The following is a 12,355-nucleotide window of genomic DNA, read 5'->3' as shown; positions in this document are numbered from 1 at the left end:
CCTTAATCAGGATCCGGGCTTTTTGTTGATTAGAGTTCTTGCACAAATATTTTATACAATCAGTTTATACCCCTTGCCGTGAACATTGATAATTTCAACGCCCGGATCATCCTTCAGGTGCTTGCGCAACTTGGTAATGTAAACGTCCATACTACGGGCATTGAAATAATTATCGTCTACCCAGATAGTTTTCAGCGCGAAGTTACGTTCCAGCACTTTGTTCACATTCACGCAAAGCAAACGCAACAATTCACTCTCCTTGGTCGTCAGCTTCTGCGTTTCCTTACCATCGGTAAGGGTTTGTTTCTGCGAATCGAAGGTGTACTTTCCTAATTTGAAAACCTCCTGGTTTCCTTCCTGCCCTTCTCCTTCGGTTCGACGGAGGATTGCTTCGATACGGAAGATCAGCTCTTCCATGCTGAATGGTTTTGTCAGGTAATCGTCAGCACCCAGCTTAAAACCTTCCAACACATCCTCCTTCATGTTCTTCGCCGTAAGGAAAATCACCGGAATATCGGTGTTCACCATACGAATGTCTCTTGCCAGCGAGAAGCCGTCTTTTTTGGGCATCATCACATCGAGAATACAAAGGTTAAACTGGCTCTTCATAAATCCCTGATAGGCTGCTTCGCCATCGGGATAAAGCTCGGTGTCGAAACCTTTGGCTATCAGGTATTCTTTCAACAGCAGCCCCAGGTTTTCGTCATCCTCAGCCAGGAGAATTCTAGTCTTTTTTTCCATAATCTATTGTACTTTAACGGGCAGATAGATTCTGAAACGGGTTCCCTTACCAGACGCGCTGTCCACTTTTATCTGGCCGTTGTGGACATCGACTATACGCTTAACGTACGATAATCCCAGGCCAAAACCTTTCACATTATGGACATTCCCGGTAGGAACGCGGTAGAATCTCTCAAAAATTTGTTTCTGATGTTCTCTTGGAATTCCTATTCCATTATCTTTTACTGCAACCACTACCCAACCATTTTTGTTCTCGGTAGAGAGTTCTATTTCCGGATTTTCCGTACTGTATTTCACTGCGTTATCCAGCAAATTGAACAACACGTTGGTAATATGAACCTCGTCACCTTTCACAACGGGGTGTTTGGCTGCAAAGTTTGTATGCAAGACTCCGTTTTGCGAGCTAACCCTTATCTGGAAGTTCGATGCGACAGTGCCTGCCACGTCATTCAGGTTAATCTCCGCCATTTTAAGTTTCAGGCGCCCTTCGTTGAATACCGCCATCTGTAACACCTTCTCGACCTGATAACTTAGTCTTTTACTTTCGTCGAAAATTACACCCGACACGTGCTCGATGGTCTTGGGAGTATGAGCTACAGAAGTGTCCTTCAGCATTTGTGACGCAAGCGAGATAGTAGATATCGGCGTTTTCAGTTCGTGCGTCATATTGTTAATAAAGTCGTTCTTTATCAGGGAGAGCTTCTTCTGCCGCAAAATGATATGCAATGTAATGGCAAAAATTCCGATGATAATAAACGTCAGAAGAATTGACGGAATAACTAAGAAGCCGGTCGATTGTATCAAAAAACCACGCTGCTCGGGGAAATATACCGTCAGGAAATTGGGTTTGACATTGATATCGTTCTGGAACAATAATTTCCGGTATTTCGTGGCGTGGCTCGGATCAAACCCATCGCTTCCCATCAACACCGTTGACTTGCCACTTATCTGCGATTCGACAGCATACTGATAGTTAAGTGTAATTCCGCTGTTGCGGAGTTCCGTGTTCAGCAGATGCTTTAAATAATCAGGGTCAATTCTTTTGTTAATCGGGATACTGGAACGGTTCAGATTAAATTCCATCGAACGGATCACCCGCTCTTGCCGGGCAGAGCTTTGTTGGAACTTTTTCTGCATCATATTATCACTCGCTGCGGAGTTGTTCCCCAGAAACTCAATCGTGCCCATGCTGCGGTGTTGCACATGCACCTGATTCGAATCGCCAAATGAGATTTTGGTTTCAGTCTTCACTCCACTGCGGTAGGATGAAGCTGACATATTGTATGACAAACTCAGTTCCCCTTTGGCAACCTTTTCGTTCAAAGGCTTTATAGCGCCCGAGTTCGGAAAGAAGCCCGAGCCACCTCCCGGCGTCGAGGGATCGTCCTCTCCATACCAAAAGAGGTTCATCTCTTCGCTCTCGAGTTTATCGACAACATCCTCCAAGGCACGGTTAACCAACAGGTTAAAGTGTTCCTCCTTAAGCTGCGACGTGCGCTTAATTGCCATTGTCTGAAGCCAGATCAATGCCACAACAGCAATTGCCATTGTAAGGCTTAGGAAGTAGATCACCTTTCTGCTCATGGATACAAAGATAACTTACTTGGGCTATCTGCTAACCAGCACTTAACAATATTTAACAATATCTTAGATTGATTAGCAATCAGATGCATTTGAAATTAACATTTTAAACGAGACAAACACAGGGAAAGCAGGCAGGAAAAATGGGATGATGTATGATCAATTTTTAACTCGTTTTAACATATTGCCGATTGCATTTTAAAATAAAAAAACTATGTTTGTAACATAAAACGTGGTTAATAGGTTTTTAATTTTTGGGGTTAACTGAGTTTTTTCACAAGGTGAATTTAGGTTTTGGTTTAAAAGGCGGGTAGTTCCCGCCTTTTTCTTTTTACGACAATTTACGGGAAAATTTCTTAGTCCTGAATCTTCATCAAAGCCACCTTGGCAGCCTGTTGCTGTGATTCCTTTTTCGAATATCCATCGCCCTCGCCGAACAGCTCTCCTTCGACAATTACCTGCGAAACAAAAGGAGGCTTATCTCCCGTCGTACCCGGATTATCCTGGGTCTTAAACTGCACCTCTTTTTTATTCTTCTGTCCCCACTCAATCAACTGGCTCTTGTAGTTGGTATCCTTCTTTTCCAGTTTATGAATGTCGACATAGACCGACAAGATGCGCTTAACGATGAATTTCTTGGTCTGCTCGTATCCTTTGTCGAGATAAATAGCGCCAATCAGCGCCTCGAAAGCATCACCGTAGATGTGGCTGGTTTCGTTTGCCGAGTTGGTATTCGATTCAACAAAACGATTCAGACCCGTTTTAAAAGTAAGTTTGGTAAGAAAGCTCCGGTTGACCATCCGGGAGCGCAATTGGGTAAGAAAGCCCTCGTCTTTATGAGGAAAACGGTTGTAAAGATAGTCGGCCACTACGGCACCAAGAATGGCATCACCCAGATATTCGAGGCGTTCGTTATTGACCGGATAACCGTGAGAATCGACTGTGGAAGCCGACTTATGAATAAACGCAATGTCGTAAAAGTGCAGGGTTCCGGGGTAGAACCCAAGCAATGATTTCAAAAACAAATAAAACTCTTTCCCCGGCGAGGAAAAGAGTTTTATTCTTTGCTTCAAAGCCTTTATCACTTTCTTATGACAATTTTTTGAAGATTACAGTCGCATTGTGTCCGCCAAATCCAAATGTATTGCTAAGTGCAAAATTAATCTGGCGTTCTTTTGCGTGATTAAAAGTAAAATCAATGTTCGGATCAACTTCCGGATCCAATTCAAATTGATTTATCGTTGGAGGTACAATGCTGTTCTGCATTGCCAAAATAGAGGCAATACTTTCAACTGCACCAGCCGCTCCCAGCAAGTGACCTGTCATCGACTTGGTTGAACTCACACTTACCTTGTAAGAATGGTCACCAAATACTTTCAGGATTGCTTTTGGCTCGGCAACATCTCCCAGCCCGGTAGAAGTACCGTGTACGTTAATGTAATCGATATCTTCAGGTTTCAGACCGGCATCGTCCAGCGCATGCTTCATTACCAGTGCAGCACCTTCTCCTTCGGGATCAGGAGCAGTCATATGGTAAGCATCCGTTGACATGCCAGTGCCAACCAATTCCGCGTAGATGGTCGCGCCACGGCGAACCGCGTGTTCGTATTCTTCGAGGATGAGTGCACCAGCACCTTCTCCCATCACGAATCCATCACGATCTTTATCGAAAGGTCGCGATGCCGTTTTTGGATCATCGTTACGCGTTGAAAGGGCACGCATGGCATTGAAACCACCAACACCCGCCTGGTTAATTGCTGATTCGGAACCACCGGCTACGAACATATCCGCTTTTCCGAGCCGGATATAGCTCGCTGCATCAATTAATGCATGGGTTGCCGAAGCACAAGCAGTAACCGTGGTAATGCTGGGTCCCCGAAAGCGATATTTCAAGGCAATATTACCACTGGCCATGTTGGCAATCATCTTAGGAATGAAGAAGGGGGTAAATCGCGGATTTTCCGGATTTGAATTGAAGGAGGTTACTTCCTGAAAGAAAGTATCCAAACCACCAATACCTGCACCCCAGATCACACCAACCCGGTCCTTATCGATTTTTTCCAGGTCGATTCCTGAATGACTGATTGCCTGGTCAGCAGCGATGTAAGCAAACTGAGCATACATGTCATGTTTGCGAACTTCCTTGCGCTCGAGGTAATCATTCGGGTCGAAATCCTTTATTTCGCAGGCAAACTGCGTTTTGAATTTGGAGGCATCAAAATGAGTAATGGGGCCGGCACCGCTAACCCCATTCCTCAGGCCTTCCCAGAATTCCTGGATATTCTTACCGAGCGGGTTGATCGTACCTAAGCCGGTAACAACAACTCGTTTCAATTCCATGGTAAGTTCTTAAGACCTTTATTCAGTAATAATTACTTTCCGTTCTCTTCGATGTAAGCAACAGCTTCGCCTACAGTACCGATTTTTTCAGCCTGATCATCAGGGATAGCAATATTGAATTCTTTTTCGAATTCCATAATCAGCTCAACGGTATCGAGTGAATCAGCTCCCAAGTCATTGGTGAAAGAAGCTTCGTTAGTAACTTCGCTTTCATCAACACCAAGTTTGTCTACAATGATCGATTTAACTTTAGCCGAAACGTCAGACATAATTTCTAAATTTTAACGTTAATACTATGAATAAATTTAAACTATGATTTTTTCAAATCAACGGGTGCAAAGTAATAAAGAAACCCAATTATTTTCCAAATATTTGTTCCATAATATGGCTTTTCGTCAGGGTAAAACGGCTTCCTATGCCTGTTTTCGAATCCATTAGTCGAATAGTCAATTTTTAAACAGCACACAAAACTCTAATTATGAAAAACATAGCCATACTTGCATCGGGTTCAGGAACAAATGCACAAAACATAATACAGTATTTTCAATACCATCCAACCATCCGCGTTGATTCGGTTTGGAGCAACCGCTCAGACGTCTATGTGCTCGAAAGAGCAGCAAAATATGGAATTGAGTATGGCTCCTTTAACAGGAAAGAGTTTTACGATTCGGAAGATTTCCTGAATCGACTCAAAAGCCGCAACATCGATTTAGTTGTTTTGGCAGGCTTTCTTTGGTTGGTACCCACCAACCTGATCCAGGCTTTCCCGATTATTAATATTCACCCGGCCCTGCTACCAACGTATGGTGGTAAAGGAATGTACGGAATGAAAGTACACGAGGCAGTTGTCGCCAACCAGGAAAAGGAAAGTGGTATCACCATTCACATGGTCGATGAAGTTTACGATCACGGAACCGTTTTACGCCAGGAAAAGTGTCCTGTCCTCCCGGACGACACACCGGAGTCGCTGGCTAAACGCATCCACCAATTGGAATACCAATACTTCCCCGAGGTGATCGAAAATTTTTTAATGAAATAATCACCATAACTGGAAAATCCGTACCAAAAATTCGAAAGCTGTTATTGATTATCTGCAGGCGTGCTGTGAATGACATCGGCCACAGGAATTTGATCGGTTTCGTTGCCGGGAATCGGGATAGTCATTAACTCATTCATGAGTGAATCCCGATGCTCCTCAAAACGCACCATATTCTCTTTCTTCACCGGTTCTACAGGCGGCGCTTTCACTTTTAGCGGATCGACAGCTGTACCATTTTTATATACCCTGAAATCGAGGTGTGGCCCGGTAGCTAGTCCTGTCATTCCTACATAGCCAATCAACTGTCCCTGCTTAACACGCACACCGGGGTGCATGCCCTTGGCAAACCGCGAAAGGTGCATATAGGAAGTCGTGTAGACAGAGTTGTGTTTGATGTATAAGTAATTGCCACCACCACGTGCCTGGTAACCCCGGCGCGTAATCACTCCGTCACCAATTGAATGAACCGGTGTTCCGGTCGGTGCAGCGTAATCAACTCCATGGTGCGGTCTTCTGATTCGTAGAATAGGATGATAGCGGCTGTTGGTAAAACGCGAACTGATGCGCGAATATTTGAGTGGAGCTTTCAGGAAAGCTTTCCGCAAACTCTTGCCGTCTTCATCGAAATAATCGGCCCGGCCGTCCTGATCGAAATTGAACGCATAATAATCATCACCCATGTTATTAAAACGGGCGGCATAAATGGTTCCGATACCAATGGATTTTCCATCGACATAATTCTCATCGTATATTATCTGAAACCAATCTCCCCTCTGAACTCCAAAAAAGTCAATGGTCCAGGCATAAATCTCTGAAAGGTCGATAGCCAGAATCGGATTCAAATTATTATCCGTCATTGCGTTCCACAGCGAAGAGTTAATCTGACCAAATGCCACCTTGCGTTTGGTTATCACCGGTTTCTGACCGGCTTTCACGCGAAGTGAATCGCCACTAAGGTCGAATGTATAATAATCAACAGGTGAATCTTCGTAAATGAAATAACGGGGAGTATGCAAAGAATCGTGAGCCAGGAACATAGAATAGGCACTTCCTGCCTTGATCCGACGCACATCAAAAACGCCTTTTGCATTCCGGGCAAGCTGATCGATAGCCTGATACGACACGCCATATCTTACCAAAATATCCGAAAGGTTCTGATTGCGCCGCACCTTCTTATTTTCAATAACAAAGGAATCAACCGGCAGTCCAAACTTTAAAACTGGCGGCGGTAAAACCTTTGCTACGCTATCAATTGGTTGAGTAACCGATAAATCTCCCTGCCCCGATTTTGTATTCTTCCGGATGATAAAAAATCCCACAACAACAATTATCAAAACGGCCAAAATAATCCCCGGAATCCACTTTTTCATTTGCTTCTACTTTCCCTGATTTAACATATGATAATAATCACAACACAGACAAAGTTAATATTTGATTTGGTCAAATCCGTGACCAAATACACCCATTACGGAGTTCTGGGATATAAATGCATCAGGATCAATCTGTTTTATTTGTTTATAAATTGGAGAAGCCTCTCTTTTTCTAACTACCGTCATAATCACTTTTACATGTTTCCGGGTGTACCAACCCGTTCCGTCGAAAACAGTTAGTCCCCGATTTGCTTGATAAACAATATAATCCGCGATATCATCGTAGCGCTCGGAGAAGATAAACATCTGAACCGACTGCTTGGCACCGTTCAAGAACGAATCGACCGTATAAGAAACGACCCACATCGAAACGTAACCGTACACCATTCCCTCTACTGATTTCAGAACGAAAAACGAGGAAGCAATAATAATCACGTCGCAATACATAATAATACGTCCCGGGCTTACATTCCGATACTTATTAATAATCATCGCGATAATATCGGTACCACCGGTACTTCCTCCACGATTAAAGACAATTCCCAGGCCGGCTCCCCCCAGGATACCTCCCAGAACAGCAGACAAAAACTGATCGTCGATAATAGGGTGAGTAAATATCGACTGTAATACATTCAGAAATACGGCCATCACCGCCATACCGAAGATCGTCTTCACCCCGAAGCTTGTCCCCAGTATTTTGATGGCTGCCAAAACAAGGAAAATATTAATAATAAAATAGGTATACCCGGTTTCTATTCCCGTCGTGAAGTAAATAACCGTTGCCACACCCGTAATTCCGCCACCAATAATCTTAGCTGGAATTAAAAATGCAGCTACACCAAAAGCATACAGGAATAACCCTAAAACGATAGTTGCGTAGTCCCGAACCTGATTATATACTTTTCCGCTCATCTCGATTAAAATTTGCGCAAAAGTAGAATAAAAAAAAGCACGGAAATCATGATTTTTCCGTGCTTTTTATGAAGATTGGATTCTTTACAATTACTTAACAACCACGTTGATAATCTTACCTGGTACGTAAATCAGTTTCACCACGGTTTTACCTTCCGTCCAACGTTTTGCAGCCTCATGTTCCAGTACTGCTTTTTCAGCATCATCTTTCGAAATATCTAACGGAAGTTCGAGTTTGAAGCGCATTTTTCCATTAAATGAAACCGGATACTCAAAGGTATTCTCAACCAGGTATTCTTCGTTCACTTTGGGCCATTCAGCCAAACTTACACTGGCATCGTTCCCATAGAGGTTCCAAAGCTCTTCCGCAATGTGCGGAGCAAAAGGAGCCAACACCTGCATGAATGTTTCGGCAGTCAAACGGGACACCTTGCCGGCTTTATAACAATGGTTAGTGAACACCATCATCTGCGAAATCGCGGTATTGAACTTCAAATCTTCTACGTCATCGCCTACCTTCCGGATGGTTTGATGTAAAAGCTTCAACGTCTCTTTGGTATCTTCGCTTTCACTTACGTTGTCCAGGTTCGAAAAGAAGGTGAATACCCTTCGCAGGAAATTATACACACCTTTCACACCGGTATCGGTCCAGGGTTTGGTGGCATCCAGCGGCCCCATAAACATTTCGTACAGACGCAATGAATCGGCTCCGTATTCTTCTACCACGTCGTCCGGATTGATGACGTTCTTTAGCGACTTGGACATCTTGGCCACAATCTGCTTCAGCTCCTCACCGGTTTCGATATGGAAATAACTGCCGTCACGTTCCTCCACCATATCAGAAGGAACTTTCGAGCCGGAAGCCGTTTCATAAGCAAAAGCCAGAATCATTCCCTGGTTATACAATTTCAGATAGGGCTCATCGGTAGAAACCACACCCAAATCAAACAATACTTTATGCCAGAAACGGCTATACAGCAAGTGAAGTACCGCATGTTCGGCACCACCTACATACAAGTCGACCGGCATCCAGTAGTTTTCCTTTACTTTATCGAACGGAGCCTCGTCATTTTTCGGGTCGATATAGCGCAGGTAGTACCAGCACGACCCGGCCCACTGGGGCATGGTATTCGTTTCACGACGGCCTTTCCGTCCATTTGAATCGGTTACATATAACCAATCGCCAGCATTGGCCAAAGGAGACTCGCCCGTTTCTCCCGGCTGATATTTTTCAACATCCGGAAGAATCAGGGGCAGATCTTCGTCTGACAAAACGGAAACTTCGCCATCTTCCCAGTGAATTACCGGAAAAGGCTCTCCCCAGAATCGCTGACGGCTAAACAACCAGTCACGGATCTTGTAATTCACGGTAGCTTTACCCAGATTTTTCGACTCAAGCCATTCAATAACAGTTTTCAGGCCGTCCTCTTTGCTCATGCCGTCAATATCGAGGCCTTCGCTTTCGTTAGCCGAGTTGATATAAGCTCCGTCTTCCGTCCAGCAAGCGTCTCCCTTAAGAACCTTTTCACGTAATTCAGGTTCCGCATCTTTCGGATCGAGAATGCAGACAATATCTAAACCGAATGTTTTCGCAAATTCAAAGTCACGGGTATCATGCGCTGGCACAGCCATAATCGCACCGGTACCGTATCCCGTCAGCACATAATCGGCCACCCACACCGGAATTTTCTTCCCGGTAAGGGGATTAATAGCATACCGGCCCGTAAATACGCCGGTTTTATCTTTCGCCAAATCGGTCCGGTCCAAATCACTTTTCAGTGCAGCCGAGCGCACGTAATCATTAACGGCATCTTTGTGTTCCTCCGTAGTAATCACGTCAACCAATTCATGCTCTGGAGCAATGACCATATAGGTTGCGCCAAACAATGTATCGGGGCGGGTAGTGTACACCCTGATTTTCTCATCAACACCATCCAGCAGGAAATCCACTTCGGCACCGGTTGACCTTCCAATCCAGTTCCGCTGCATATCTTTCACGCCTTCCGGCCAGTCCAGATTGTCAAGGCCGGTCAGCAAACGCTCGGCATAATGCGGAATACGAAGCATCCACTGTTTCAGGAAACGACGCTCCACCTCTTTCGTACCGCACTTCTCGTGCGAGCCGTCGTTCAGCACCTCTTCGTTGGCACAAACCGTCTTACAATGACGGCAATACCAAACCTGTGCATTATCGTAATAAGCCAGACGCTTTTCATCAATATACTCGCGTACTGCTTCTTTTCCTTTACTTTCAATTTCTGCCGGAACAGACAGTTCTTCTATCGGACGACCTTTCTGCTGCTCCCCATCAAACCACGTATTATATAAACGGGTAAAAATCCATTGTGTCCATTTATAATATGCCGGATCGGTCGTATTGATTTCCCGGTCCCAGTCGTAGCTCAATCCCAACGACTGAATCTGACGGCGGAAGTTGTCACAATTCTTTTGCGTGGTAATCGCCGGATGGGTACCGGTTTGAATAGCATACTGTTCTGCAGGGAGTCCGAACGCATCCCATCCCATTGGGTGAAGGACGTTAAATCCGTTTGCCCTTTTGTAACGGCAAATGATATCGGTAGCCGTATATCCTTCCGGATGGCCCACATGCAATCCGGCACCCGAAGGATAAGGAAACATATCGAGGCAATAGAATTTCGGTTTTGAATAATCGTCTTCTGTTTTGAAGGTCTTATGCTCGGCCCAGTAATTTTGCCAGCTTTTTTCAATCTCCCTGAAGTTGTAATCCATCTTTATTGAGACTATTAAATTCTTTTTTCAACTAAAGTGCGAAAATAAGACTTTATTTTCTGACTGCCGGAAAGCTTCCTAAAAATCATGAAAATAACTTTTAGGTGCCCCGAAAATAAATCGGAGACCAATGAACGGGGCTTTTTCACCTCAAAACATCTAATCCTCAATGATATGTTAAAGAACACCCCGTGTTTAAATTGCATTTTCTACCTTATCATACCTTAATTAATAAAACAAACAGCTATGACAGCCACCGCCACACTTTCATCACCGACCAAACTGGTCGACGAATTCATGTCCGATTTAAGAAAAAAAGATCCGCATGAAGTAGAATTCCACCAGGCCGTTCATGAGGTCGTCGAATCGCTCGCCCCCTACCTAATGGCTCATCCCCAGTACATGAAAGCGAAGATTCTGGAACGAATGACGGAGCCGGAAAGAGTCATTCAATTCCGGGTTCCATGGATGGACGACCGGGGAAACATTCACGTTAACCGGGGATTTCGAGTGGAAATGAACAGCGCCATTGGTCCTTATAAAGGTGGCCTTCGTTTTCACCCCAGTGTCAACCTTAGTATCCTGAAATTTTTGGCCTTCGAGCAAACCTTTAAAAACAGCCTCACCAATCTTCCGATGGGAGCCGGTAAAGGTGGTTCTGACTTTGATCCCAAAGGCAAATCAGATGCAGAAGTAATGCGGTTCTGTCAGTCGTTTATGACGGAACTCAGTCGACATATCGGGCCTTACACCGATGTCCCGGCAGGTGATATTGGCGTTGGAGGACGCGAAATCGGTTTCCTTTTCGGACAATACAAACGACTACGAAATGAATTTACGGGCGCCTTAACTGGAAAGGGAATCGAGTGGGGTGGTTCGCTAATCAGACCGGAAGCAACCGGTTATGGTAATGTATATTTTGCCCGCGAAATGCTTAAGACCCAGGGCAAAGATTTCAATGGCCTGACCGTCGCAATTTCCGGCTCGGGTAATGTAGCACAGTTCTCTGCTGAAAAAGTAATTGAACTCGGCGGAAAAGTTATTACGCTTTCCGATTCAAGCGGTTACATATATGATCCGACTGGCATCGACTGCAAAAAGCTGGAGTACGTGATGGATTTGAAAAATAACCGACGCGGCCGAATTAAAGAATACGCTGAAAAGTACGGTGTAAAATACGTTCCCAATGCCCGTCCGTGGAGTGAAAAATGCGATGTTGCATTGCCATCGGCTACCGAGAATGAGATAGATGAAAACGATGCGCGCATGCTGATCGAGAATGGCTGTTTCTGTGTAGCTGAAGGAGCTAATATGCCAAGTACGGCTGAGGCAATTCATCTGTACATGAAGCACAAAATCCTGTACGCACCGGGCAAAGCTTCCAATGCAGGTGGTGTTGCTGTATCAGGTCTCGAGATGACACAAAACTCCATGCGCCTGAAATGGACCCGCGAAGAAGTTGACGAGAAATTGCTGCAAATCATGCAGAATATTCATCACACTTGCGTGAAGTATGGTACGCAAAAAGATGGATTCGTTAACTACGAAGTAGGTGCCAACATCGGAGGTTTCCTAAAGATTGCCAACTCCATGATGGCGCAGGGATTAGTTTGATTTTCTG

10 protein-coding genes are annotated in these 12,355 nt (G+C 44.6%); 2 read left to right on the top strand and 8 right to left on the bottom strand.

Going from position 1 to position 12,355, the window contains the following annotated elements:
• Window positions 1-51 precede the first annotated feature (51 nt).
• From GJU87_RS20015 to GJU87_RS19995, 5 genes are all read right to left on the bottom strand, one after another.
• Window positions 52-741 (bottom strand): response regulator transcription factor, encoded by a 690-nt coding sequence (locus GJU87_RS20015; protein WP_106541310.1) that lies wholly within the window; start codon window positions 739-741, stop codon window positions 52-54.
• Window positions 742-744: 3 nt separating this feature from the next.
• Complete coding sequence (locus tag GJU87_RS20010) at window positions 745-2,325, bottom strand: sensor histidine kinase KdpD (RefSeq protein ID WP_153641089.1); 1,581 nt, start codon at window positions 2,323-2,325, stop codon at window positions 745-747.
• A gap of 353 nt (window positions 2,326-2,678) precedes the next feature.
• Window positions 2,679-3,395 (bottom strand): ribonuclease III, encoded by a 717-nt coding sequence (gene rnc, locus GJU87_RS20005; protein ID WP_170108878.1) that lies wholly within the window; start codon window positions 3,393-3,395, stop codon window positions 2,679-2,681.
• A gap of 16 nt (window positions 3,396-3,411) precedes the next feature.
• Window positions 3,412-4,662: a beta-ketoacyl-ACP synthase II gene (fabF, locus tag GJU87_RS20000; protein ID WP_106541307.1), complete on the bottom strand. Its 1,251-nt coding sequence runs from the start codon at window positions 4,660-4,662 to the stop codon at window positions 3,412-3,414.
• A 32-nt stretch (window positions 4,663-4,694) separates the two neighbouring features.
• The gene (locus tag GJU87_RS19995) at window positions 4,695-4,931 is read right to left on the bottom strand and encodes an acyl carrier protein (RefSeq protein WP_025862964.1); all 237 of its coding nucleotides are present in this window, start codon (window positions 4,929-4,931) and stop codon (window positions 4,695-4,697) included.
• A gap of 209 nt (window positions 4,932-5,140) precedes the next feature.
• Between GJU87_RS19995 and GJU87_RS19990 the strand changes: the two genes are divergently transcribed.
• Window positions 5,141-5,701: a phosphoribosylglycinamide formyltransferase gene (locus tag GJU87_RS19990; RefSeq protein ID WP_153641088.1), complete on the top strand. Its 561-nt coding sequence runs from the start codon at window positions 5,141-5,143 to the stop codon at window positions 5,699-5,701.
• A 41-nt stretch (window positions 5,702-5,742) separates the two neighbouring features.
• Here GJU87_RS19990 and GJU87_RS19985 read toward each other — a convergent pair whose 3' ends face one another.
• From GJU87_RS19985 to leuS, 3 genes are all read right to left on the bottom strand, one after another.
• Window positions 5,743-7,071 carry a peptidoglycan DD-metalloendopeptidase family protein gene (locus GJU87_RS19985; protein WP_153641087.1) on the bottom strand — a complete coding sequence of 443 codons (1,329 nt, stop codon included), beginning with the start codon at window positions 7,069-7,071 and terminating at the stop codon, window positions 5,743-5,745.
• A 54-nt stretch (window positions 7,072-7,125) separates the two neighbouring features.
• A complete protein-coding gene (locus tag GJU87_RS19980; protein ID WP_153641086.1) occupies window positions 7,126-7,983 on the bottom strand; it encodes a YitT family protein in 858 nt (285 codons plus the stop codon).
• Between the two features lie 90 nt (window positions 7,984-8,073).
• On the bottom strand, window positions 8,074-10,734 hold the full coding sequence (leuS, locus tag GJU87_RS19975; protein ID WP_153641085.1) for a leucine--tRNA ligase: 2,661 nt from the start codon (window positions 10,732-10,734) through the stop codon (window positions 8,074-8,076).
• 246 nt (window positions 10,735-10,980) lie between these two features.
• On the opposite strand from leuS, the gene gdhA reads away from it, so the two are divergent.
• A complete protein-coding gene (gene gdhA / locus GJU87_RS19970) occupies window positions 10,981-12,348 on the top strand; it encodes an NADP-specific glutamate dehydrogenase (RefSeq protein WP_153641084.1) in 1,368 nt (455 codons plus the stop codon).
• The last annotated feature ends 7 nt before the right edge of the window (window positions 12,349-12,355 follow it).

This window comes from Prolixibacter sp. NT017 (genome assembly GCF_009617875.1).
GTDB lineage: Bacteria > Bacteroidota > Bacteroidia > Bacteroidales > Prolixibacteraceae > Prolixibacter.
This window is presented reverse-complemented; position numbering and strand designations above follow the sequence as displayed.

Bases quoted from the DNA above. Each gene is read 5' to 3' on its own strand.
- GJU87_RS20015 (WP_106541310.1), bottom strand. From the start codon at position 741: ATGGAAAAAAAGACTAGAATTCTCCTGGCTGAGGATGACGAAAACCTG.
- GJU87_RS19990 (WP_153641088.1), top strand. From the start codon at position 5,141: ATGAAAAACATAGCCATACTTGCATCGGGTTCAGGAACAAATGCACAA.
- leuS (WP_153641085.1), bottom strand. From the start codon at position 10,734: ATGGATTACAACTTCAGGGAGATTGAAAAAAGCTGGCAAAATTACTGG.
- fabF (WP_106541307.1), bottom strand. From the start codon at position 4,662: ATGGAATTGAAACGAGTTGTTGTTACCGGCTTAGGTACGATCAACCCG.
- gdhA (WP_153641084.1), top strand. From the start codon at position 10,981: ATGACAGCCACCGCCACACTTTCATCACCGACCAAACTGGTCGACGAA.
- GJU87_RS19985 (WP_153641087.1), bottom strand. From the start codon at position 7,071: ATGAAAAAGTGGATTCCGGGGATTATTTTGGCCGTTTTGATAATTGTT.
- GJU87_RS19995 (WP_025862964.1), bottom strand. From the start codon at position 4,931: ATGTCTGACGTTTCGGCTAAAGTTAAATCGATCATTGTAGACAAACTT.
- GJU87_RS19980 (WP_153641086.1), bottom strand. From the start codon at position 7,983: ATGAGCGGAAAAGTATATAATCAGGTTCGGGACTACGCAACTATCGTT.
- GJU87_RS20010 (WP_153641089.1), bottom strand. From the start codon at position 2,325: ATGAGCAGAAAGGTGATCTACTTCCTAAGCCTTACAATGGCAATTGCT.